Genomic DNA, 23087 nt, shown 5'->3' on the forward strand with positions numbered 1-23087 from the left:
GGAGCCGGATCCGCGAACCGGTAAGTGCGCTTCTACCCAGCCATTCGGCCCGGATTCGGGTCGGTTTTCGGGCCTGATGACTGGGTAGAAGCGCACATCGGGTGGTCGGCTCGGGGTCGGGCGCGTCAGTTCGACATGACGCGGGTGTGCAGGGTCTGGACCGCGTAGCGGGCGGACCAGAAGGCGCCGTGCTGCCACGCGGAGATCTCCGACATCCAGTCGCCCGCGAAGTAGACGTTGCCCGCACCCTGCTGCAGCAGCCGGAAGCCGGGTGACGTGGTGTTCGGGAAGGCCCAGGCGCCCTCGATGTACGGCACCTTGTGCCAGGCGATCGAGAAGGAGCTGTCCAGCTCCGTGCGGTACTTCTCGCCGTGGATCTTCACACCCTGCGCGACGGCGCGCAGCTCCCGCTGCTTCGGGCTCATGTCGGCGTAGGTGCGGGCGTTCGCGCCGGTGTTGTAGTAGCCGACGATCAGCCCCTTCCGCTCGCCGTACCCGTAGGACGGGTACCACAGGTGGGCGAGGTCCATGTCGGTCTCGGTGATCCCGCCGTAGATCCGGTGGTCGTCCTCCCAGAACCGCGACCGGTACTGCAGGCCGATCTTGCCGGCGGGCGAGCCGACGGCGAACTCGCCGAGCGCCGCGTCGATCTCCGGCCCCCAGTTGGTGTCCCACCGCCGCATGAGGCCCGCCGGCGCCGCGACGATCGCGAGGTCTGCCTCGAGCTGTCGCTCCCTGCCGTTCCGGGCGGTGTAGGTCACCTTGACGCCGTCGCTGGTGTTCTCCACACCGGTGACCGGCGAGCCGAAGTGCACGTTGTGGGCGCCGATGGCGCGCACCAGGTACTGGTAGATCGTGTCCATGCCGCCCTTCGGCTGGAACATGAGCATCGACTGCTCCCAGTTGATCTCGAACGGGAAGTACTGGCCCACCTTCGAGGCCAGCACCTCCGAGACCGTGCCGGGTCCGGGCAGCGGCGTGCCGTGCTCGTTCCACGCCGACGGGTACACCTCGAAGCCGCGGTTGCTGCCGCCCGCGTAGCGGCCGTCGGACGTGAGCGAGCCCCAGCTCCGCAGGAACGAGCGCAGGTTCTCCTTGTCCTCCGCGGTCAGTTTCTGGTCGAGGGCGCCCTGGTCTACGGCGTGGTGCAGCAGCTCGGACGTGTAGCCGAAGACGTCCGCCTTGGCGGTGCGGTAGCGGACCGGGTTGCCCGGCGTCGCGCCGGACCTCTCGTTGTACAGGTACGCGTCGGCGTTCGCGTTGGTGAACACCTCGTACGGCACGCCGAGCTCGCGGATGTAGTCCATGGTGACCATCCACTGCGCGATGCGCGCCGCGCCGGCGTTCAGGTAGATGCCGTCGGCGAACCGCGCGGTCTGCCGCACGCCGTCCACATCGGTCTCGGTGTCCCCGCCGCGGATCGTCAGCGTTCGCCCGCCGGGGCGGTGCCGCGCCTCGAGCACGGTCACCCCGTAGCCGGCCTTCTGCAGCTCGTAGGCGGACGCAAGCCCGGCCGGGCCGGCGCCGACGACGACCACCTTCTTCGCCGACCGGCCGGCCAGCGTGAAGTCGCTGCCGCGCGGGGGAGTCCAGGACTCGGCCCTCGGCTGGGCGGCGGCGGTCGGGGCCAGACCCATCGCGCCCATCGTCGCGAACAGGACGCCGGCGCTGGAGCCCGCGCCGACGGCCTGGAGGAAGTTGCGGCGGGAGACGCCGGAGGTGTCGTTCTCGGTGACCACGGTCCCTACCTCTCGTTTCGACAGGCCTGACGGGCCGCGCACCCCGGACCGGAGGCCGCAACCGTCGTCAGTACCGCGCCGGACGCTATGGAGCGCAGGTCACCGGGGCGAGTCTCCGCCGTTTCTCCGCAGTTGCCGGTAGTAACCATGTTGTTTCGGTCATTTCGGCGGAACACGGGCCGTCCTGGGCGAACGCGGACGGCACCGCGGGACGTGTTCCCGGCGCGACCCGCGACGTTCATGCCCCGGAAATGCCCCCTGGTTAGCGTCACGCGCCACCCGGTGCCAGCCGCCGGACCATCGCAGCCGTGCGCCGTCGTGGCGCCCGGCCGGCCTGTTGGAGGAGCGTCATGAAGAACCGCACCAAGCTCATCGCCGCCGTCATCGTCACCGCGGCGGTCGCCGTCCCCGGCACGGCCTTCGCCGCCTCCCACGTCTTCCGGCCCGACCCGTACCGGACCCACTCGTTCGTCACCGGGGACACCCCGCTCATCGCCGACGGCGTGGCCATCGGCAAGAACGTCTCCTGGTACAAGTCCTCGGGCCTCGGCCCCGCCGCGAGCAACACCACGCCCGGCGCGTCGGTCGAGGAGCGGTACATCCCGACCGACGTCTTCCCGGGCGGCGAGCTGCCGGACGGCGTGACCATCACCGAGGCGCAGGGCATCAACGTCCTCACCCGCATCGGCCAGAACCTGGAGCGGGCCGGCCTGTCCTACGACGACGTCATCTCGATGCGCGTGTTCCTGCAGAACCCCGAGGGCGAGGAGGAGATGGACTTCGCCGGGTGGAACCGGGCCTACCGGCAGTTCTTCGCCAACACGAACCTCTCGACCGGCGAGGTGCTCGACGTCCAGCTCGGGTCAGCGACCACCGAGCCGATGGTCGTCAACGCGGCCCGCCCGTCGCGGTTCGCCCTGGAGGTCGAGAACCTCCCGGTGGACGGATGGCTCGTCGAGGTCGAGGTGGACGCCGCGTACGGCCGCTGACCCCGGCCGTCCGTCAGGCGCCGGCCGCGTGCTGCACCGGCCACGCGCCTGACGCGCCGGGGCCCTCGAGCCCCTGCTCGCGGCGCCACTCGTTGAAGCTCACCGCCCACTGGCGGTGCGCGCCGATCTGCTGCTGGTGCAGGTCCGCCAGGGACATCCGGGCCAGGTACGGGAACCGGCGGGCCAGCGCCTCCAGCACGTCGAGCGTGGCGAGCACGTCGACCTCGGCGGTGTGCAGGTCGCCGTCCGACGTGACGCCGTACCACTCCGACAGGTCGCCCAGACGGCGCTTGCCGGGGCGGTACCGGTCCAGCCAGCGGTCGATGACCAGCGGGTCCACGACCGGCTCCACCGGACGGCCGAGCCGCTGCGGGAGGGTCTTGAGCCCGTGGCGCAGCAGCTCGGCGTCGAGCAGCGAGAGGTCGAACGCCGCGTTGTAGGCGACGACGGGGACGCCGTCGGCCAGGTGGGTCGCGAGCTCGCCGGCGATCTCCTCGAGCGCGTCCCGCGGCGCCACGCCGTGGGCACGCGCGTGCTCGGTCGAGATGCCGTGGATGGCGGCGGCCTCCTCCGGGATCTCCACACCCGGGTCCATCAGCCAGGTGCGGACCTCCGTGCCCACCCCGGGCGTGCGCAGCACGAGGGCCGCCGTGACGATCCGGTCGCCCGCGACGTCCACCCCCGTCGTCTCGGTGTCGAAGCCAAGCAGCGGCCTGTGGATCCAGGTGTCGTTCATGGTGTCCTCCCTGCTCGTCCGGGTTGTCGTAGCCCCTGCGCGGCCGCCCGGTGCGTCCACGGAGAACCTTGCCACCGGACACTGACACTGTGGCTCGTGCCACCCCGGGGATCACCGGATGCTGCGCGCCCGATCAGGTCGGATGGGTAGGCTTGGCGGGTGAGCAACGAGATCGAGATCGGACGCGGCAAGCGCGGGCGGCGCGCCTATTCCTTCGACGACATCGCGGTGGTGCCGTCGCGGCGCACGCGCGACCCGAAGGACGTCTCGGTCGGCTGGCAGATCGACGCCTACCACTTCGACCTGCCGATCGTCGCGGCCCCGATGGACTCCGTGATGACCCCGGACAGCGCCGTCGCGCTGGGCCGGTTCGGCGGCCTCGGCGTGCTCGACCTCGAAGGCCTGTGGACGCGCTACGAGTCGCCGGAGCCGCTGCTCGCCGAGATCGCGGCCCTGCCGGGCGCCGAGGCGACGCGGCGCATGCAGGCGATCTACTCGGAGCCCATCAAGCCAGAGCTCATCACGCAGCGGCTCAAGGAGATCCGGGCCGCCGGCGTCACGGTGGCCGGCGCGCTCACCCCGCAGCGCACGCAGGAGTTCTACAAGACGGTGGTCGACGCCGGCGTCGACCTGTTCGTCATCCGCGGCACCACGGTCTCGGCCGAGCACGTGTCGGGCAACGCCGAGCCGCTCAACCTCAAGCGGTTCATCTACGAGCTGGACGTGCCGGTCGTCGTCGGCGGGGCCTCGACCTACACCGCCGCGCTGCATCTGATGCGCACGGGCGCGGCCGGCGTGCTGGTCGGCTTCGGCGGCGGCGCCGCCCACACCACGCGCGTCAGCCTGGGCATCCACGCGCCCATGGCCACCTCGGTGGCCGACGTCGCGGCGGCCCGGCGCGACTACCTCGACGAGTCCGGCGGCCGCTACGTGCACGTCATCGCCGACGGCGGTGTGGGCCACTCCGGCGACATCGTCAAGGCCGTGGCCTGCGGCGCGGACGCCGTCATGCTCGGTGCCGCGCTGGCACGTGCCGCCGAGGCGCCGGGCAAGGGCTTCCACTGGGGCCCCGAGGCGCACCACCCGCAGCTCCCGCGCGGCGAGCGCGTCGAGGTGGGCACCGTCGGCACGCTGGAGGAGATCCTCTTCGGGCCGGGCAAGCAGGCCGACGGCACGCTGAACCTCGTGGGCGCCCTCCGGCGCGCCATGGCGACCACCGGATACTCCGACCTCAAGGAGTTCCAGCGGGTCGAGGTCGTCGTGTCGCCGTACCAGCCGCGGTGACCGCGCCGTCGAACCGCGAGCCGCTCGCCCCGGTCCTCGCGGCGGCTCCGGCGGCGGACGGTGAGTTCGTCGAGATCGGCGACGCCGACGTCGACCAGGTGGTCGAGCTGTGGCACGCCTGCGGGCTGACCCGGCCGTGGAACGACCCGCACCTCGACATCGCGGAGGCCCGGGCGGGCGACACGTCGACCGTCCTGGTCGCGCGGTCCGGCGGCCGCGTGGCCGCCTCGGCCATGGCCGGGCACGACGGGCACCGCGGCTGGCTCTACTACGTGGCCGTGGCGCCGGAGCTGCAGAGCACCGGACTGGGCCGGGCGGCCGTCGTCGCGGCGGAGGCGTGGCTGGTCGCGCGCGGTGCGCGCAAGATCCAGCTCATGGTGCGCACCACCAACCCGGACGTGCTCGGCTTCTACGAGCGGCTCGGCTATACCGACCAGGACTGCACGGTGCTGGGGCGCTGGATCGAGCCGCGCCGGGCGTGACCTGACTCGGTGTGACTCGGCGCGACTCGGCGTAGCCGGGTCGCGTCCGTCCGGGCCCGCATGAAGTACTGTGCGTCGTGCCGGTGCGGCCGGTGCGATCAAGACGCTATGAAAGTCAGTTTCACACATCTATCAATACGTGGTGCAGGATTTTGCGCGTAGGGTGGCCGCCATGATCGACGACGCAGCAGCCGACGCAGCCGCGAGTGGTGCCGTCGGCGGCGTGCTCGACCCCGAGCACCCGCAGGGGACCTTTGTTCTCGAACCCGGGGTGATGGCCCCGCTCGTGGCACGGATCGCGACCTCGGAGGGATCGGGCACGCACCGGTCGATGTGCCCGTTCACGGGCGCACCGCTCGTGACGTTCCCGATCTCCTCCGCCGAGGACGTCGCGGCGTCCGTGGTCCGGGCGCGGGTCGCGCAGCGGGCGTGGGCCCGCCTGCCCGTGCGGGACCGGGCCGACGTGCTCCTGCGGCTCGGCCGCATCGTCCTGGAGCGGCAGTCCGAGGTGCTCGACCTCGTCCAGCTCGAGACCGGCAAGGCGCGCCGCGCCGCCTTCGAGGAGGTCGCCGACATCGCCCAGGTCGCGCGGCACTACGCCGTGCGCGGCGAGCGTTACCTCGCCTCCCGCCGCGTGGCCGGCATGGTCCCGCTGCTCGCGGGTGTGCAGGTGCACCGCAGGCCGGTCGGCGTCGTCGGCGCCATCGCGCCGTGGAACTACCCGCTGGTGCTCGCGCTCTCCGAGGCGCTGCCCGCGCTGCTGGCCGGCAACGCGGTGGTGCTCAAGCCGGACCCCCAGACCACCCTCACCGCCCTGTGGGCGGCGGAGGCCCTGGACGACGCCGGCCTGCCGGCGGGCCTGTTCCAGGTGGTCGCGGGCGGCCGGGAGGTCGGGGAGGCGCTGATCGAGCACGTGGACCACATCGCGTTCACCGGCTCCACCGCCACGGGCCGCAAGGTCGCTGCGCGCGCGGGCGAACGGCTGATCGGCGCAACGCTCGAGCTGGGCGGCAAGAACGCGCTCTACGTTGCCGACGACGTCGACGTCGATGCGGCGGTACCCGGCATTGTGCGGGCCTGCTTCTCAAATGCGGGCCAACTGTGCGTATCCGTCGAACGACTGGTGGTGCACGAGGCGGTGGCGGAGGAGTTCGTGGCCAAGTTCGTGCGCGCCGTGCGCAACCTGCGGCTCAGCCCCGTCCTCGACTACTCGGCCGACGTCGGCTCGCTCACCTCGGCGGCGCAGCTCGACAAGGTGACGGCGCACGTGGACGACGCGCTGGCCCGCGGGGCTCGGGTGCTCGCCGGCGGGGTGCACCGCGCCGACGTCGGCCCGTACTTCTACGCGCCCACCGTGCTCGACGACGTCCCCGCGCAGGCGGTGGTCGCGCGCGAGGAGACCTTCGGCCCGGTCGTCTCCATCACCCGCGTGGACTGCGACGAGGACGCGGTGGCCGTCATGAACGACACGGAGTACGGGCTGCACGCCGCCGTCTGGTCCCGGGACGTCGCCCGCGCGCGGCGGGTGGCGGCGCGCGTCGAGACGGGGTCGGTCGCGATCAACGACGGGTACACGATGACCTGGGGCTCGGTCGCCGCGCCGATGGGCGGCTGGAAGGCCTCCGGTCTGGGCGCGCGGCACGGTGTGGCGTCGATCGACGGGACCACGCGGCAGCAGACCGTCGTGACGTCTCGCGGCGCCAGGATCGGGGCCACGCTCGACCGGCTGTACGGCCTGGGCGGCGACACGCCGAGCCGCGTGCTCACCACGGCGCTCACGGCGATGCGCCGGCTGCGCATGGCGTGAGGCCGGGGGCGGCGCTCCCCGTCTCGCGCTGCGCGTGCCACGCTCGCCTCGCGCTGGGCGCGGCGCCCGGTCTCGCGCTGGGCGCGGCGCGGCGCGCGGTGAACGGTCGTCACCGCGCCCGGGTACGCTCGCCCGCATGACGACGCAGCTCCACGCCTTCTGGAAGACCGCGAACTCGCTGCCGGTGGTCGGCGGCCTGCTCGGCAAGCGGATCTTCACCACGGCCTTCGTGCTCAAGGCCCCGTACTTCGGCAGCATCGCCCCGCGCGTCGTGGACATGCGCCCGAACTACGGTGAGGTCGTCGTGCCGAACCGGCGGCGCAACCGGAACCACATCGGCACGGTGCACGCGATTGCCGTCTGCAACGGGCTGGAGATGGCCATGGGCTCCCTCGCCGAGGCCACCGTGCCCGACGACAAGCGGTGGCTGCCCAAGGGCATGGAGGTGGTCTACCTCGCGAAGTCGACCGGCGACGTCACCTGCGTGGCCGAGACCGACCAGGCGCAGTGGGACGGCGACGACCGGGACCTGCCGGTGCGCGTGCGCGGCGTCCTGGCCGACGGGACCGTCGTGGTCGAGGGAACGATTCACCTGTGGGTCACGCCGAAGAAGAAGTGACGCGATTCGGGGAGCGCCGGGTCATCCGGCGGTGACGCGATTCCGTCCGGTTCAGCGAGGGCGTCCCGGTCAGCGCAGGGCCGTCCGGTCGGCGCGTACCGCGCCGGGTCCGCGCGCGGCGTCCGGTCAGCGTCGTCCGGTCAGCGCGGACTGGGCCGCGTCAGCGAGCGGACGGCCGCCTTCCAGCTCGCCGGCAGCTCCCGCACGTGCCACCAGGCCGCCCGCACCGGCGTCACGCTCGCGGCGCTCACGCCCACCCCCACGGCGTCGAGCCCGGCCTCCACGCAGGAGTAGAGCGCGCGGCGCAGGTGGTAGTCCTGCGTGACGACGACGGCGGTGCGCGCGCCGTACACGTCGTACGCGCGGCGGCAGGTGGCCGTGGTGTTGAACCCCTCGCGGTCCAGCACCAGCGCGTCGTCCGGGACGCCGAGGTCGTTGTCCAGGATCCAGCTTCGCATCGACGCGGGCTCGTCGTACCGGGTGCCGTCGGCGTTGTCGTGCGCGTCGCCGCTCAGGATCACCGTCGGCGCGATGCCGGCGCGGTAGAGCTCGGCGCCCGCCTCGACCCGGCGGCGCAGGTACGACGACGGCGTCCCGTCCGGGCGCAGCCCCGCCCCGAGCACGATCACGGCGTCGGCCTTCTCGATCTCGCTCGGGTCGTGCCGCACCCTGCTGTGGCCCGTGGCCTGCACGGCGACGACGGGGACGGCGAAGGCGACGGCGAGCACACCCGCGACAACGGCGGCAACCTTGAGGGGACTCACGCCGGGAAGGTTACCGTGTCGGCGAGGGTGTGATCAGCGGGAGCGTGGTCGGCAAAGTGTCAGGTGATCGGCATTCCGAGTTGCCGATCACCTGACATTTTGCCGACCACCCGGGTCATGCCGCCAGCAGGGCCAGCTCGGTGCGGAGGTTTGTCTCCGCCGGGGCCTGCCAGCGGGCGGCGCCTAGGGCCGTGCGGAAGAGGGGGGCGGTGGCCAGGAGGGTGCGGAGCACCTCGGAGCGGCCGGCGCGGAACAGCGGGTCGGGCACGTCGCAGTACTCGGCGCGGACCTGGTGCGTGTACCGCGTGTAGACGGCGGGGCTGCCGCCCAGCACGGCCAGGTCGGCGTCGCTGACCAGGGCGCCCACGACGTCGTCGGGCGCCGGGTCGTGCTCCGCCGTGACCATGACCAGGCGGGCGACCTCGTCGACGTCCGCGACGGTGACCCCGGTCCCGGCCAGCGGGCCGAGCAGCTCGGCGACGAGCTCGGCCGAGCGCTCCTCGTCCTGGCGTGCGACGCCGTCGTGCACCGCGTCGTGGAACCACAGGGCGAGGCGGGCGCGCCACAGGGCGCGGTCGGAGACGCCGCCGGTGCGGCTCGTGCCGCGGGTGCCGGCGCTGAGGGCGTTGCGCCCGGAGACGTGGCCGCCGCCGCTCGCGCCGTAGTTGTTCGTGCCGCCGGTGTCCGAGCCGAGGGCGGTGCGCCCGGGGACGCGGCCGCCGTCGTTCGTGCGGTAGTCGTCCGTGCCGTCGGCGCCGAGGGCGTCCAGCGCGTCCAGGGCCGCGGCGAGGTGCAGGGTCGTGTGGTAGACGCGGTGCGGCTCGCGCCAGCGGTCCACCAGTTCCTCGCCCGCCGCGCGGGCCAGACCCGGATCGGCCCACAGGGCGTCCCAGCGGGTCAGGAGGGCCGCCCGCTTGGCGCGGTTCCGCTCGGCGCCCGAGACCCGCAGCCCCGAGCTCGCCAGGCGCCGCGCCAGGTCCCCGCCGTCCACGGGCACCGCACCGGCCGCGACCAGCGCGTCGTACCGTTCGGCGGGGACGTCGTAGTGGTCGAGGTCGAGCGCGCGGTCCCGCACGTCGGCCCCGCGAGCGAACAGGCGCAGCTCCCGCAGCGACCCGTCGGAGACCAGGTGGGAGAACAGGGTCCCGTGCGCGGGCCAGGCCGGCGGGTCGATGAAGAGGGTCACGGAGCGAGCCTACGGCGCCCGGCGAGCCGACCCCAGCCCCTACCGACCCCAGCCCCTACCGGCCCTGGCCTTCGACCAGGGCGGTGGCCTGGCGGGCGATCGCCAGCTCCTCGTTGGTCGGCACCACCATGACGAGGGGGTTCGCGTCCGCCGGCGCCACGGAGATCACGCGGGCCTCCTTCGAGCGGGCCTCGTTCGCCGCCGGGTCGATCGTCAGCCCCAGGAACTTCAGGTCGCGCACCACGCCCGAGCGGATCCGGTGGTCGTTCTCGCCCACCCCCGCGGTGAAGGTCAGCACGTCGAGGCCGCCCAGCACCGCCGCGTACGCGCCCACGTACTTGCGCAGCCGGTGCAGGTAGACCTCCAGCGCCAGGCGCGCATCGGCGTCGCCGGACTCGGCCAGCCTGCGCACCTCGCGCATGTCGTTGGCCCCCGCCAGCCCCAGCAGCCCGGAGCGCTTGTTGAGCAGCGTGTCGACGTCGTCCGCGGACAGGCCCGCGCGCACCAGGTGGAACACGATGCCCGCGTCCAGGTCGCCGGGCCGGGTGCCCATGACGAGCCCCTCCAGCGGCGTGAGCCCCATCGACGTGTCGACCGGCCTGCCGCCGAGCACCGCCGACGCCGACGCCCCGTTGCCCAGGTGCAGCACCACCTGGCGCAGCGTCTCGGCGCCGCGGCCCTCCCCGGCCAGCTTCGCGGTCACGGCGGGATGGGTGGCCACCGCGGAGGACACGAACTCGTGCGAGGTGCCGTGGAACCCGTACCGGCGCACCCCGTGCTCAGCGGCCACCTTGCGGTCCAGCGCATAGGTCGCGGCGGGGGCCGGCAGCGGCGCGAAGAACGCGGTGTCGAAGACGGCGACGTGCGGCAGGTGCGGCAGCAGCTCGCGCGCCACCTCCATACCCGTGACGGCCGCGGGGTTGTGCAGCGGTGCCAGAGGGATCAGGTCCCGCACGGCCGCCACGACGTCGTCGTCGACCAGGGTGGGGGCCGTGAAGACGGCGCCGCCGTGCACCACCCGGTGCCCGACGGCGGCAATGCCCGCCCCGTCGAGCGACGGGCCCACCTCGTCGAAGAGGTCGAGCACGAGCCGCAGGGCCGCGCCGTGGTCCGGCACCGGGGCCTCGCGGGTCGTCTCGTCCCCGCCGGACCGGTGCGTGGTCGACCCGGCGTCCTCGCCGATGCGCTCGACGATGCCGCCGGCGACGGCCTCGCCCGACGCCGGGTCGACGAGCTGGTACTTGAGCGACGAGGAGCCGGAGTTCAGGACGAGGACTGTTGCCACAGGACCGAGCCTTTCACGAAGTCCGAGTGCCGCGGGTGCGAGGTGCGCCACGTCGCGCCGGTACGGGCGCACTGCCCGCGTCCACGGCCGAAGGGTCAGGGAGCGGAGGTCTGGGCCTGGATCGCCGTGATCGCCACCGTGTTGACGATGTCCTGCACCAGCGCGCCGCGGGACAGGTCGTTCACCGGCTTGTTCAGGCCCTGCAGCACCGGGCCGACGGCGACGGCGCCCGCCGACCGCTGCACCGCCTTGTACGTGTTGTTGCCCGTGTTCAGGTCGGGGAAGACGAACACGGTGGCGCGTCCGGCGACGTCGGACCCGGGGAGCTTGGACGCGGCGACCGACGCGTCGACGGCGGCGTCGTACTGGATGGGACCCTCGACGTCGAGCTCAGGGGTGCGCTCGCGGACGAGCTGGGTGGCGGTGCGGACCTTGTCGACGTCGGCGCCCGTGCCGGACGTGCCGGTGGAGTAGGACAGCATGGCGATGCGCGGCTGGACGCCGAACTGCGTGGCGGTGGCGGCCGAGGAGACCGCGATGTCGGCGAGCTCGTCCGACGTCGGGTCGGGGATGACCGCGCAGTCGCCGTACACGAGGACCCGGTCCTCCAGGCACATGAAGAAGACCGACGACACCGACGACGTGCCGGGCTTCGTCTTGATGATCTCGAACGAGGGCCGGATGGTGTGGGCCGTCGAGTGGGCGGCGCCCGACACCATGCCGTCGGCCAGGCCCAGGTGCACCATCATCGTGCCGAAGTAGGACACGTCGGTGACGATCTCGCGCGCCCGCTCGACCGTCATGCCCTTGTGGGCGCGCAGCCGCGCGTACTCGGCGGCGAACTTCTCTACGTGCCCGGGGTCGTGCGGGGACAGCACGCGGGCGGCCTCGATGTCGAGGCCCAGCTCGGCGGCGCGGGCGCGGATCGCCTCCTCATCGCCGAGGATCGTGAGGTCGGCGATGTGCCGGGCGAGCACCGTGGAGGCCGCCCGCAGGATCCGGTCGTCGGAGCCCTCCGGGAGCACGATGTGCCGCCGGTCGGCCCGGGCCCGCTCGATGAGCTGGTACTCGAACATGAGCGGCGTGACGACCTGCGGCCGCGGCAGGTCGAGGCGGGCGGCGAGGGCGGCGGAGTCGACGTTGCGCTCGAACAGGGCGCGGGCCGTCTCCACCTTGCGTGCCGAGTCCTTGTCCACCCGGCCGCGGGTCGTCGCCGCGGCGCGGGCCGCGCGGTAGGTGCCCAGGTCGGTCGTGATGATCGGCAGCTTGGGGCGCATCGCCTCCAGGAGCTCGGCCGGGCGGCCCTGGGGGTAGAACCCGCCGTTCAGGATGATCCCGGCCAGTGAGGGGAACGACGGCGTCAGGTGCGTCGCGAGCAGGCCGATGAGCAGGTCGGTGCGGTCGCCGGGCGTGATGACGACGGCGCCGTCGGTGAGCCGCTCCAGCAGGTGCTCGAAGCTCATGGCGCCCACCTGGACGTCGAGTGCCTCGCGGCCCAGCAGCTCCGGGTCGCCCAGCACGAGCTTGCCGCCGACGGCGTCCAGGAGCTGGCCCACCGTCGGGGCCTGGAGGAACGGCTCCTCGGGGATGGTCCACACCGGCAGGTCGGGCTGCGCCTGGGCCAGCAGCGTGCGCACGTCGAGCGCGCTGTGCGTGTCCGCGCGGTTGACCACCAGCCCGATCGCCTGCGCGTGGTGGGCCGCCAGCTCGGCGAGGCTCACGTCGGCCAGGGCGCGCACGCCCTCCGGCGTGCGCTCCCGGCCCGAGACGACGAGCAGCACGGGCGCGCCGAGGTTCGCGGCGATGCGCGCGTTGAACGAGAGCTCGGTGGGCCCGGCGACGTCGGTGTAGTCGGTGCCGAGCACCACCACCGAGTCGCAGCGCGCGGCGAGGTCGTGGTACCTCGACACGATGCGGCTCAGCGCGGCCTCGGGGTCCGTGTGCAGGTCGGCGTAGGTGACGCCGACGGCGTCGTCGTAGGCGATGTCCACGCCGTCGTGCTCCAGGAGGAGCTCGAGCACGTGGTCGCGCTCGTCCTCGTGCGCCGGGGTGGCGCGGGAGACGGGACGGAAGACGCCGACCCGCTGGCCCTTGCGGACCAGCAGGTCGAGGACGCCGAGCGCGACCGTCGACTTTCCGCTCTCGCCCTCGGGGGACGCGATGACGATGCTGCGGGTTGCGCCGGTCACATGCCGCTCCGTGTTCACTTCGTGGGATTTACCGCTACTCGTTGTCTCCACCGGTGCCGAGCGTAGCGTCAACCTGACCGTCGTCGGACTGGTCCTGGGCGTCGGGCCAGACCCAGTCGCGCACCTCCGGGATGTCGTCGCCGTGCTCCCGGGTCCAGGCGCGGGCACGCAGCCGCGCGTCCTGCATGCGCTGCCGCAGACCGGCCTGGGCGCTGCCGAGCGACGGCACCCGGTCGATGACGTCGATCACCAGGTGGTACCGGTCGAGGTCGTTGAGCATGACCATGTCGAACGGCGTCGTCGTCGTGCCCTCCTCCTTGTAGCCGCGCACGTGCCAGTGCCCGTGGCCTGTGCGGCGGTAGGTGAGGCGGTGGATGAGCCACGGGTAGCCGTGGTAGGCGAACACGACCGGCCGGTCGTTGGTGAACAGGCCGTCGAACTCGGAGTTGGTGAGGCCGTGCGGGTGCTCGGTCGCGTCCTGCAGCCGCATGAGGTCGACGACGTTCACGACGCGCACCTTGAGGTCGGGCAGCTCGCGGCGCAGGATGTCGGCCGCGGCCAGCACCTCCAGCGTGGGCACGTCGCCCGCGCAGCCCAGGACGACGTCCGGCTTCTCGCCCGCCACCTCGCTGCCCGCCCACTCCCAGATGCCCAGCCCGCGCGTGCAGTGCTCGATCGCCGTCGGCATGTCGAGGAAGTTGGGGGCCGGCTGCTTGCCCGCCACCACCACGTTGACGTACTGCCGGCTGCGCAGGCAGTGGTCGTAGGTGGACAGCAGGGTGTTGGCGTCCGGCGGGAGGTACACCCGCACGATCTCGGCCTTCTTGTTCACCACGTGGTCGATGAACCCGGGGTCCTGGTGGCTGAACCCGTTGTGGTCCTGCCGCCACACGTGGCTGGACAGCAGGTAGTTCAGGGAGGCGATGGGCCGCCGCCACGGGATGTGGTTGGTGACCTTGAGCCACTTGGCGTGCTGGTTGAACATCGAGTCGATGATGTGGATGAACGCCTCGTAGCTGGTCAGCAGGCCGTGCCGGCCGGTGAGGAGGTAGCCCTCCAGCCAGCCCTGCACCTGGTGCTCGCTCAGCATCTCCATGACCCGGCCCGCCCTGGCCAGGTGCTCGTCCACCTCGGGGCCGAGGTACTCGGCGTTCCACTGCTTGTCCGTCGCCTCGTACACGGCCTGCAGGCGGTTCGACGCCGTCTCGTCCGGCCCGAAGATGCGGAAGTTGTCGGGGTTGCGCCGGATCACGTCGGTGAGCCACTGGCCCAGCACGCGCGGTGCCTCGGACCTCGACCCGCCGGGCACGGGGACGTCCACCGCGTAGTCGCGGAAGTCCGGCAGGCGCAGGTCTTTGAGCAGCAGCCCGCCGTTGGTGTGCGGGTTGGCGCTCATCCGCAGGGTGCCCTTGGGCGCCAGCTCGGTGATCTCCGGCAGCACGCGGCCGTCGGCGTCGAACAGTTCCTCCGGGCGGTAGGACCTGAGCCACTTCTCCAGCACCGCCAGGTGCTCCGGTGTGTCCCGGGCGTTCGCGAGCGGCACCTGGTGCGCGCGCCACGACCCCGTCGTCTTCTTGCCGTCGATCTCCGCCGGGCCGCTCCAGCCCTTGGGCGTGCGGAACACGATCATGGGCCAGACCGGGCGGGCCAGGTCGCCGGAGGTGGAGCGGGCTTTGATCGCGGCGATCTCGTCGAGCACCTCGTCGAGCAGGGCCGCGAACCGGCGGTGCGTCTCCAGCGGCGGCTCGCCGTCGTCGTAGCCGCCGTCGAAGAAGTACGGCTTGTGGCCGTAGCCGACCATGAGGTCGTTGAGCTCCTGCTCCGAGATGCGGGCCAGCACCGTGGGGTTCGCGATCTTGTAGCCGTTGAGGTGCAGGATCGGCAGCACGACGCCGTCCTTGGCCGGGTTGAGGAACTTGTTCGAGTGCCAGGAGGTGGCCAGCGGCCCGGTCTCTGCCTCGCCGTCGCCCACGATCGCCGCGACGAGCAGGTCGGGGTTGTCGAAGACCGCGCCGTAGGCGTGGCTCAGGGAGTAGCCGAGCTCGCCGCCCTCGTGGATCGACCCGGGAGTCTCCGGCGCGACGTGGCTCGGGATGCCGCCGGGGAACGAGAACTGCCGGAACAGCCGCCGCACGCCCTCGGTGTCCTCGGTGATGTCGCTGTAGACCTCGGAGTAGGTGCCGTCCAGGTAGGCGGACGCGACCAAGCCCGGCCCGCCGTGGCCGGGGCCCGTGACGTAGACCGTGCTCTGCTGCCGCTCCTTGATGGCGCGGTTCAGGTGCGCGTACAGGAAGTTCAGGCCCGGCGTCGTGCCCCAGTGGCCGAGCAGGCGCGGCTTGACGTGCTCCGCGGTGAGGGGCTCGCGCAGGAGCGGGTTGTCCAGGAGGTAGATCTGGCCGACCGAGAGGTAGTTGGCCGCCCGCCACCAGGCGTCGATCCGCTCCAGGTCGGCGGGCTCCAGCTCGGCGACGCCGGTGGTGCGCCATGCGGTGGTGGGGGAGTCGGGGGCTGCTGTCGTCGTCATCGCTCACGCTCCTGCTGCGAGTTACGTGCGGGATCGGTGCCAGGTTGACTGCCACTTTCATTCGAACGCAGAACCGCCGGGTTCGCGAGAGGTGCACGCGTGTGACGTGTCAGACGTACCGGTGACGCCGGTGGCCGGTACGTCCGACCCGTCCGCGGCGGTTACCGTTGAGGCTATGCCCGTCAGTGCCCCCAGCACACCCGCTCCGCGGGTGAGCGACGCCGAAGCCGCCACCGAGCGCCGCACGTTCCTCCAGGTCGCCCGGCAGCCCCGGATGATCGGGCTGCTGCTCCTGTTCGTGCTGGCGGCGTTCGTGTGCGGACGGCTGGGCGCCTGGCAGCTCGACCGGGCGTACGAGCGCGCCGAGCTGGCCGCGCAGCAGGAGGCGGCGGAGGCAGCGGCGGCGGGGCCCTCCTGGCTCGGCGACGTGCTCGCGCCGCAGCAGAGCTTTCCCGGCGAGCTCGTGGGCCGCGAAGTCCGGGTGGCCGGCGAGTACGACCCGGCCGGCACGCTGCTGGTCCCCGGCCGCGCCCTGGAGGGGCGCACGGGCTACCTCGTCCTCACCCCCTTCCGCGTGTCCGACGACGGCACGGGCGGCGAGTCCTGGGCCGGCCTGTCGGGCGCGCCCGTGCTCGCGGTGGTCCAGGGCTGGGTCGCGTCGCCCGCCGACGCCGAGGCCCTCGTCCTGCCCGGGGGCGAGGCCACGGTGACGGGCTGGCTGCAGGCGGGCGAGTCGACGTCGGGCAGCGCAGCCGTGGTGGACGGGCAGACCGAGCAGATCGCCCTCAGCGCGCTGGTCAACGAGTGGGGCGGCCCGATCTACACGGGGTACCTCGTGGCCACGGAAGGGCCGGGATCGCCGGAGGACGGCGGCGTCGCCGCCCTGCCCCGTCCCACGCTGGACGGCGGCTCGGGCGCCAACCTGCAGAACGTCTTCTACGCGCTGCAATGGTGGGTGTTCGGCGGGTTCGCGGTGCTCCTGTGGGTCCGCCTGGTGCGGGACGAGATGGCCGGCGGGCGCCGGGGCGGCGAGCCCACCTCGGCCGACACAGGGATCGCGGGGCTGCCGGCCGGGTGAGGCGCGGGGCGTTTGGTGCGGGGTGCTCGGAGCTTGGTGCGGGGTGCTCGGAGCGGGGCCGCTCGGCGCGGGTCAGGAGAGGTAGCGCTCCTCGAGCGCGGCGAGCTTCGCCTCCGCCTCGGCGTGGATCTTCTTCTCCAGCACGAACGACATCACCGGGACCACACCGGCGAGCACCATCGTGGCCAGGCGGCCGAAGCCCCAGCGCATCTTCGACCACAGGTCGGCGACGGTGACCAGGTAGACCACGTAGATCCAGCCGTGCGCGAACGGCACCCACGCGATGAACTGCATCACGCCGTCGACGTCGGTCAGCGCGCCGAGGCCGTACTTGATGCCCATCTCGACGCAGAGGACCAGCAGCATGACACCGGTCAGGATCGCCATGAAGCGGTAGCGGGCCATGGCGCCGCGGGCCTTGCGGATGGCGGTGGCGGCTGCCTCGGCGGAGATCTCGGGAGCGGTCTGCGGGGTACTCACAACCACCGAGGATATGCCTTCTCCGCGGTGCCTTCTGTCGCTTCCACAGTGGCTCTCGCCGCCGGTCCGGGGCTGATCCTCGCATCTGGGGATAAAGCGTGGATCGATGTCAGTGGTCGTCCGTACGGTGTTGGTCGTGCGCTCCCTCCCCTTCGCCGATCCCGGCACCCCGCCTCTGCGCGGCCCGCTCACCCTGCTGCTGTGGCTCGCCCGGAAGCAGGTCCGGGTGCTGCTCGTGGCGATGGCGTTCGGCATGTTCTCGTTCGCCTGCAGCGCCTTCCAGCCGTTCCTGCTGGGCCGGATCATCGACAGCGCGAGCGAGTCGGGGCTCGGCCGGACCACGTGGGCCTGGGCGGGCACGATGCTGGCCGTCGGCCTCGCGTGGATCGCCTCGAACGCGATCGGCCACCGCTGGGACATCACGGCCTGGATGCACGCGGCCTTCCGCACGTCCCAGCTCGTGACGCGCACGGTGGCCCGGTCGGGGCACAACATCACCAAGGAGCTGCCGACGGGCGAGGTGGTGTCGTCGGTCGCCAACGACACGATGCGGATCGGCGAGGTCTTCGGCATCGCGGCGCAGACCATCGGCAGCGTCGTCACGTACGGCATCGTGGTCGTGCTGATGCTCACCCAGTCGCTCACGCTCGGGCTGGTCATCGCGCTCGGCCTGCCGGTCGTCGCCGCGATTCTCGCGCTGCTGGTCAAGCCGCTGCAGAAGCACCAGAAGCACCAGCGCGACGCGCAGGGGCGGCTCACGACGCTCGGCGCGGACACGGTCTCCGGGCTGCGGATCCTGCGCGGCATCGGCGGCGAGAAGGTGTTCACGGGCCGGTACCGGGCGCAGTCGCAGAAGGTCCGGGAGGCCGGGGTCGACGTCGCGGGCACGCAGTCGGTGCTCGACGCGCTGCAGATCCTGCTGCCCGGGCTGTTCATCGCCCTGGTCGTGTACCTCGGTGCGGCGGAGGCCATCGCCGGCCGGATCACCACGGGCCAGCTCGTCGCGTTCTACGGGTACGCGTCGTTCCTGTCGTGGCCGGTGCACCTGCTGGTGCAGTCCGTCAACGTGGTGACAAAGGCGCACGTGGCGGCGGGCAAGGTGGTCAAGGTGCTGCAGGTGGTGCCTGCGACCGGTGCCGAGCCGTCGGACGCCGCGATGCCGCCGGCCGGGGTACCGCTGGTCGACGAGACGACGGGTGTCACGCTGCCGTCCGGCCGGGTGGTCGCGCTGGTCAGCGCCGACCCGGACGAGTCGGCGCAGGTGGCGGTCCGGATGGGCCGGTTCGACGACGAGGCGGAGGCCGGCACCCCGGTCACGCTCGGCGGCGTCCGGCTGGCCGACCTCGACAAGCACGAGCTGCGCGAGCGGATAGTGGTCGCGGACGCGACGTCCGCGCTGTTCTCCGGCCGGCTCGCCGGCGAGCTCGACGTGCGGGACTCCGCCGACGCGGAGGCGCTGCTGCGCGCCATGCACATCGCCGACGCGCACGACGTGCTGGAGTCGCTGCCCGACGGCATCGACGGCGAGATCCCGGAGAAGGGGCGCTCGCTGTCCGGCGGGCAGCGGCAGCGGGTGGCGCTGGCCCGTGCGCTGCTCACCGACCCGGAAATCCTGGTGCTGATCGAGCCCACCTCCGCGGTCGACGCGCACACCGAGGCGCGGATCGCGCAGCGGCTCACCGAGTGGCGGAGGGGCAGGACCACCCTGATCGTCACCGCGAGCCCGCTGGTGCTCGACCACGTGGACGACGTGATCTTCCTGGAGGACGGGCACGTCGTCACGCACGGGACGCACCGCGAGCTGCTGGACCTGCCGACGGACGCCGACGGTGGGCGCGAGGCAGCCCGCTACCGGCGGGTGGTGGGCCGCTCGCTGGACGAGGACCTCGACACAGGGCTGGACCAGGAGCTCGACGAGCTGCTGGGCGCCGCGAACGCACAGGAAGGAGGCGCGGCATGAGCACAGGAAAGATCCTGCCGATCGCCGACGCCGCTGAGACCTGGCGGTACACCCGCGCGCTGCTCGGCCGGCACCGGACGCCCCTGGTCATCATCACGGTCGCAAACACGGTGGCGGCCGTCGCCGGGCTCGTCGGGCCGTACGTGCTCGGCAAGCTCGTCGACGCCGTGACCAGGGGGACCACCCTCGAGGTGGCGCGGAACCTGGTGCTGGTCGCCGTCGCCGCGGTGGTGCTGCAGTCGGTCATCACGCGGTTCGCGCAGCGCCGCGCCATGGTGTTCGGCGAGACGGTGTTCGCCGACATGCGCGAGGAGTTCGTCGACACCGTCACGTCCCTGCCGCTGTCGACGGTCGAGACCGCGGGGACCGGCGACCTCATCGCCCGCACCACGCGGGACATCAGCCGCATCCAGAACGCCGTGCGCTTCGGCGTGCCGCGGCTGGTGATCGCCGTCGTGACGCTCGTGCTGACGTCGGCGGCCAGCGTGGTGGTGTCGCCGCTCGTGGCGATCGCCATGTTCGTCGGCGTGCCGGTGCTCGTCGCGGTGGCCCGCTGGTACCTCAAGCGGGCCACGCCCGCCTACCAGCGGGAGTCGGCGGCGTACGCCCGGCTCGACGGCACCGTCACGGAGTCCGTCGAGGGTGCACGCACCATCGACGCGCTGAAGATCGGCCGCCGCCGTACCACGCGCGGCGACGACGACCTGCACGAGGCCTTCGAGGCGGAGCGCGGGACGCTCAACCTGCGGACCGTGCTGTTCCCGGGCGTGGACTTCGCGTTCATGATCGCGCCCATCGCGGTGCTGGTCTGGGGCGGGTTCCTGGCCTCGGAGGGCACGGTGACCATCGGCATGGTCGCCACGATCGTCATGTACACCTACCAGCTCCAGGGTCCGGTCTGGGAGCTCATCTTCTGGCTGGACGAGATCCAGGTGGCCGCCACGTCCCTGTCGCGCATCATCGGCGTCCGGCTGGTGACGGCGGACCGCACGGCCGGCGACACGGTCCCCGGGGACGAGCAGGTGCGCGGCGCCGGCGTGCGCTACGCCTACCGCGAGGGCACCGACGTGCTGCACGGGATCGACCTCGACCTCAGGGTGGGGGAGCGGCTGGCGATCGTCGGGCCGTCTGGCTCCGGCAAGTCGACCCTCGGCCGCATGCTGGCCGGCATCCACCCGCCCACGGGCGGCACGGTGAAGGTCGGCGGCGTGCCGCTCGTGGACCTGCCGCTGGAGGACCTGCGCAAGCACGTAGCGCTCGTGACGCAGGAGCACCACGTGTTCGTGGGCTCGCTGGCGGACAACCTGCGGCTGGCCAAGATCGACGCGACCGACGACGAGCTGATGGACGCGCTGCGCGCGGTGGACGCGCACGGGTGGGTCGAGGCGCTCGACGAGGGCCTGGCCACCGAGGTCGGCTCCGGCGGGTACAAGCTCACCCCGGCGCAGGCGCAGCAGGTGGCGCTCGCGCGGCTGGTGCTGCTCGACCCGCACACGCTCGTGCTCGACGAGGCGACGTCGCTGCTCGACCCGCGTGCGGCCCGGCACCTGGAACGCTCGCTCAACGGCGTGCTCGAGGGGCGCACGGTCGTGGCGATCGCCCACCGCCTGCACACCGCGCACGACGCCGACCGCGTCGCCGTGCTCGACGACGGCCGCATCACCGAGATCGGCCCGCACGACGAACTGGTCGCGGCGGGCGGCGACTACGCCAAGCTCTGGCACAGCTGGCAGCACGAGTAGTCGGCCGTCTGCCGGAGGTGTGCCCTTGCGGCTTGGGCCCTGTGCACTGACTCCGCCGGTTGGACTTCGGCAGTTGGCACCGAGGTCGGTAGTTGGCATCGAGATCGGCACAGGCCTGGACCGATCTCGATGCCAACTACCGACCTCAGCGGGCCCCGAGGGGTAGTCCTGGCCCCGAAGGGGTTAGTTCTGAGGTGGGTGCCAGCCCAGGGATGCCGAGATGCGGGCGGCGGCGTCCTGCACGATCGGGGCGAGCGTGTCCAGGCGTTCCGGCGGCATGTACGGGCGGGTTGCCGTGACGCTGATTGCCGCGACGATCGAGCCCGACGTGTCGCGCACCGGCGCGGCCACGCAGAGGATGCCCAGCTCGTTCTCCTCCAGGTCGAAGGTCACCCCTCGGCCGGCCGAAGCCTCCATGACCTGCACGAACGAGTCGGCGGTGAGCACGTCGTGCTCCAGGCCGTGCCCGGCGCCCGCCGGCCGCTCGGCGAGGAACTGCTCGCTCCACCGCCCCGGGCTGTCGAGGAGCAGCGCCTTGCCGATCCCCGTGCGGGTCAGCGGCATGCGGTGCCCGATCTGCGAGCGCATCACCGCGCCGCGCGTTCCCGGGATCTTGTCGAGGTACAGCACCTGCCCTCGGTCCTCGATGGCGAGGTGGACCGTGTCGTGCACCCGTTCCGCGAGGGCGCGCAGCACCGGCGCGGCCACACCGGTCACCGGGTTCTCCTGCAGCGCCTGGTAGCCGAGCTCGATGAGGGCAGGCCCGAGCGCGTAGGCGCCGTCGTCGAGCTGTCGCAGGTAGCCCGTCGCCAGGAGGAGCTGGAGCAGGCGGTGGGTGGTGCTGCGCCCGACCCCGGTCTCCTCGGCGATGTCGCGCAGGCGGGTCCGGCCGCGCGCGACGGCGTTGACGACGGCGATGCCGCGCGCGAGGGTCTGTGTGCCCGGCGGAGCGTGGCCGGACGGCGTGGTGCTGTCGGGCGGGGTGACCATCGGCATACCGTATCCCGATAATAGGGACGAGGTTCGTATAGTCGGGATCCCGCCTCTACGGTCCAGAACATGGCTGACGACGGATCGAGGCGCGACGCCGCGCTGGTGGCCATCGACTGGGGCACCACGACGTTCCGTGCCTGGCTCCTGGACGGCGCGGGCCGCGTGCTCGACCGCGTGCGGACCTCCGACGGTGCCCTCACGGTCTCGGCACGGTCAGGCTCGGTCGGGACAGACTCGGCTGGCGTCGGTTTCCTGCGCCCGAGCGCTGCTTACGCGGAAGCGCCTGCGGGCTTGTCGACCTCAGACTCACCGCGTGCCGACTCCGCATGGGCCGCCCGCCGACGGGCCGCCGCGTTCGAAGAGACGTTCGCGCGGCTGTGCGAGCCCTGGCTCGGCGAACATCCCGGCATCCCCGTCCTGTGCGCCGGGATGGCCGGGTCGAACCACGGCTGGGCCGAGGCCGGGTACCTCGACGTCCCGGCGGAGCTCAGCGGACTCGCCGACCGGCTGACGGTCGTGCCCGCCGGCGACTCCGTCGTCCACATCGTTCCCGGTCTGCGGGCCACGGGTCCGGACCCGGACGTCATGCGCGGCGAGGAGGTCCAGCTTCTCGGGGCGCTCGCGACCGAGGCGAACAGCCCCGGGATCGCGGACCACCCGCAAACCGTGGTGCTCCCCGGGACCCACTCGAAGTGGGTCCGGCTCGACGGCGCCCGTGTCACGGGCTTCACCACCGCCATGACCGGCGAGCTCTACGGCCTGCTGATGCGGGACAGCATCCTCGCGCGCCTGGCGATGTCGGCCGACGTCGGCCCTGAAGTATCGGATGCCTTCACACGCGGGCTCGAGACCGAGGCCGCGCGCGGGGACGAGCGCGGGCTGCCTGCGCTGCTGTTCACGGCCCGGACGCTCGTGCTGGCCGGACGGCTCGAACCCGCCGAGGTGGCCGACTACGTCTCGGGGCTGCTGATCGGCGCTGAGGTCCGGCACGCGCTCCGCGGCACCCCGTCGGGCGCCGTCACCCTGTGCGGCTCGGCGTCGACGGCGCACCGCTATCGCCTCGCGCTGGAGCGCGAGGGTGTATCCGTCCGCACCGTGGACGAGGACGTCGCCGCCCGCGGCCTCTGGCGCGTCGCCCTCGACGCCGGCCTCGCCACCGCCCTCCTGACCGCAGAGGAGCAGTTCTCGTGACCTCGCGACCGTCCGCACAGAGGCAGCCTCCGCGACCGT

At 72.5% G+C, this 23087-nt stretch carries 18 protein-coding genes; 9 read left to right on the top strand and 9 right to left on the bottom strand.

Going from position 1 to position 23087, the window contains the following annotated elements:
- Window positions 1–125 precede the first annotated feature (125 nt).
- Window positions 126–1739 (bottom strand): flavin monoamine oxidase family protein, encoded by a 1614-nt coding sequence (locus tag AC0QU1_RS04055; RefSeq protein WP_483574536.1) that lies wholly within the window; start codon window positions 1737–1739, stop codon window positions 126–128.
- Window positions 1740–2089: 350 nt separating this feature from the next.
- Here AC0QU1_RS04055 and AC0QU1_RS04060 point away from each other — a divergent pair, with 350 nt between their 5' ends.
- Window positions 2090–2728 (top strand): Rid family hydrolase, encoded by a 639-nt coding sequence (locus AC0QU1_RS04060; protein WP_483574538.1) that lies wholly within the window; start codon window positions 2090–2092, stop codon window positions 2726–2728.
- Between the two features lie 13 nt (window positions 2729–2741).
- Here the strand turns inward: AC0QU1_RS04060 and AC0QU1_RS04065 are convergent, their stop codons facing one another.
- Window positions 2742–3464, bottom strand: a complete 723-nt coding sequence (locus tag AC0QU1_RS04065; RefSeq protein WP_483574540.1) for an exonuclease domain-containing protein — start codon at window positions 3462–3464, stop codon at window positions 2742–2744.
- A 159-nt stretch (window positions 3465–3623) separates the two neighbouring features.
- Between AC0QU1_RS04065 and AC0QU1_RS04070 the strand changes: the two genes are divergently transcribed.
- The 4 genes from AC0QU1_RS04070 to AC0QU1_RS04085 all read left to right on the top strand — a co-directional run bounded on the left by AC0QU1_RS04070 (window position 3624) and on the right by AC0QU1_RS04085 (window position 7656).
- Window positions 3624–4748, top strand: coding sequence for a GuaB3 family IMP dehydrogenase-related protein (locus AC0QU1_RS04070; RefSeq protein ID WP_483574542.1), 1125 nt, complete (start codon window positions 3624–3626; stop codon window positions 4746–4748).
- On the top strand, window positions 4745–5230 hold the full coding sequence (locus tag AC0QU1_RS04075) for a GNAT family acetyltransferase (RefSeq protein ID WP_483574544.1): 486 nt from the start codon (window positions 4745–4747) through the stop codon (window positions 5228–5230). Before AC0QU1_RS04070 ends, AC0QU1_RS04075 begins: the two co-directional genes overlap by 4 nt.
- A gap of 172 nt (window positions 5231–5402) precedes the next feature.
- Window positions 5403–7037, top strand: a complete 1635-nt coding sequence (locus tag AC0QU1_RS04080; protein WP_483574546.1) for a succinic semialdehyde dehydrogenase — start codon at window positions 5403–5405, stop codon at window positions 7035–7037.
- A gap of 136 nt (window positions 7038–7173) precedes the next feature.
- Complete coding sequence (locus AC0QU1_RS04085; protein ID WP_483574548.1) at window positions 7174–7656, top strand: hotdog fold domain-containing protein; 483 nt, start codon at window positions 7174–7176, stop codon at window positions 7654–7656.
- A 140-nt stretch (window positions 7657–7796) separates the two neighbouring features.
- On the opposite strand, the gene AC0QU1_RS04090 is transcribed toward AC0QU1_RS04085, so the two are convergent.
- The 5 genes from AC0QU1_RS04090 to AC0QU1_RS04110 all read right to left on the bottom strand — a co-directional run bounded on the left by AC0QU1_RS04090 (window position 7797) and on the right by AC0QU1_RS04110 (window position 15604).
- Window positions 7797–8420: a SanA/YdcF family protein gene (locus tag AC0QU1_RS04090; RefSeq protein ID WP_483574550.1), complete on the bottom strand. Its 624-nt coding sequence runs from the start codon at window positions 8418–8420 to the stop codon at window positions 7797–7799.
- A 115-nt stretch (window positions 8421–8535) separates the two neighbouring features.
- Window positions 8536–9606: a DUF4031 domain-containing protein gene (locus tag AC0QU1_RS04095; protein WP_483574552.1), complete on the bottom strand. Its 1071-nt coding sequence runs from the start codon at window positions 9604–9606 to the stop codon at window positions 8536–8538.
- Between the two features lie 55 nt (window positions 9607–9661).
- The gene (locus tag AC0QU1_RS04100) at window positions 9662–10891 is read right to left on the bottom strand and encodes an acetate/propionate family kinase (RefSeq protein ID WP_483574554.1); all 1230 of its coding nucleotides are present in this window, start codon (window positions 10889–10891) and stop codon (window positions 9662–9664) included.
- A 95-nt stretch (window positions 10892–10986) separates the two neighbouring features.
- Complete coding sequence (gene pta, locus AC0QU1_RS04105) at window positions 10987–13080, bottom strand: phosphate acetyltransferase (RefSeq protein ID WP_483574556.1); 2094 nt, start codon at window positions 13078–13080, stop codon at window positions 10987–10989.
- Window positions 13081–13114: 34 nt separating this feature from the next.
- A complete protein-coding gene (locus tag AC0QU1_RS04110) occupies window positions 13115–15604 on the bottom strand; it encodes a phosphoketolase family protein (RefSeq protein ID WP_483574558.1) in 2490 nt (829 codons plus the stop codon).
- A 175-nt stretch (window positions 15605–15779) separates the two neighbouring features.
- Between AC0QU1_RS04110 and AC0QU1_RS04115 the strand changes: the two genes are divergently transcribed.
- Window positions 15780–16682: an SURF1 family protein gene (locus AC0QU1_RS04115; RefSeq protein ID WP_483574560.1), complete on the top strand. Its 903-nt coding sequence runs from the start codon at window positions 15780–15782 to the stop codon at window positions 16680–16682.
- Between the two features lie 72 nt (window positions 16683–16754).
- On the opposite strand, the gene AC0QU1_RS04120 is transcribed toward AC0QU1_RS04115, so the two are convergent.
- Complete coding sequence (locus tag AC0QU1_RS04120; protein WP_483574562.1) at window positions 16755–17162, bottom strand: DUF3817 domain-containing protein; 408 nt, start codon at window positions 17160–17162, stop codon at window positions 16755–16757.
- A 106-nt stretch (window positions 17163–17268) separates the two neighbouring features.
- Here AC0QU1_RS04120 and AC0QU1_RS04125 point away from each other — a divergent pair, with 106 nt between their 5' ends.
- Window positions 17269–19122, top strand: a complete 1854-nt coding sequence (locus AC0QU1_RS04125; RefSeq protein WP_483574564.1) for an ABC transporter ATP-binding protein — start codon at window positions 17269–17271, stop codon at window positions 19120–19122.
- The gene (locus AC0QU1_RS04130) at window positions 19119–20864 is read left to right on the top strand and encodes an ABC transporter ATP-binding protein (protein ID WP_483574566.1); all 1746 of its coding nucleotides are present in this window, start codon (window positions 19119–19121) and stop codon (window positions 20862–20864) included. Before AC0QU1_RS04125 ends, AC0QU1_RS04130 begins: the two co-directional genes overlap by 4 nt.
- A 183-nt stretch (window positions 20865–21047) precedes the next feature.
- Here the strand turns inward: AC0QU1_RS04130 and AC0QU1_RS04135 are convergent, their stop codons facing one another.
- Complete coding sequence (locus tag AC0QU1_RS04135) at window positions 21048–21854, bottom strand: IclR family transcriptional regulator (protein WP_483574568.1); 807 nt, start codon at window positions 21852–21854, stop codon at window positions 21048–21050.
- A 69-nt stretch (window positions 21855–21923) separates the two neighbouring features.
- Between AC0QU1_RS04135 and AC0QU1_RS04140 the strand changes: the two genes are divergently transcribed.
- Window positions 21924–23048, top strand: coding sequence for a 2-dehydro-3-deoxygalactonokinase (locus AC0QU1_RS04140; protein ID WP_483574570.1), 1125 nt, complete (start codon window positions 21924–21926; stop codon window positions 23046–23048).
- The last annotated feature ends 39 nt before the right edge of the window (window positions 23049–23087 follow it).

The organism is Promicromonospora noduliphila (assembly GCF_056951025.1).

Bases quoted from the DNA above. Each gene is read 5' to 3' on its own strand.
- AC0QU1_RS04060 (WP_483574538.1), top strand. From the start codon at position 2,090: ATGAAGAACCGCACCAAGCTCATCGCCGCCGTCATCGTCACCGCGGCG.
- AC0QU1_RS04065 (WP_483574540.1), bottom strand. From the start codon at position 3,464: ATGAACGACACCTGGATCCACAGGCCGCTGCTTGGCTTCGACACCGAG.
- AC0QU1_RS04080 (WP_483574546.1), top strand. From the start codon at position 5,403: ATGATCGACGACGCAGCAGCCGACGCAGCCGCGAGTGGTGCCGTCGGC.
- AC0QU1_RS04085 (WP_483574548.1), top strand. From the start codon at position 7,174: ATGACGACGCAGCTCCACGCCTTCTGGAAGACCGCGAACTCGCTGCCG.
- AC0QU1_RS04110 (WP_483574558.1), bottom strand. From the start codon at position 15,604: ATGACGACGACAGCAGCCCCCGACTCCCCCACCACCGCATGGCGCACC.
- AC0QU1_RS04115 (WP_483574560.1), top strand. From the start codon at position 15,780: ATGCCCGTCAGTGCCCCCAGCACACCCGCTCCGCGGGTGAGCGACGCC.
- AC0QU1_RS04125 (WP_483574564.1), top strand. From the start codon at position 17,269: ATGTCAGTGGTCGTCCGTACGGTGTTGGTCGTGCGCTCCCTCCCCTTC.
- AC0QU1_RS04130 (WP_483574566.1), top strand. From the start codon at position 19,119: ATGAGCACAGGAAAGATCCTGCCGATCGCCGACGCCGCTGAGACCTGG.
- AC0QU1_RS04135 (WP_483574568.1), bottom strand. From the start codon at position 21,854: ATGGTCACCCCGCCCGACAGCACCACGCCGTCCGGCCACGCTCCGCCG.
- AC0QU1_RS04140 (WP_483574570.1), top strand. From the start codon at position 21,924: ATGGCTGACGACGGATCGAGGCGCGACGCCGCGCTGGTGGCCATCGAC.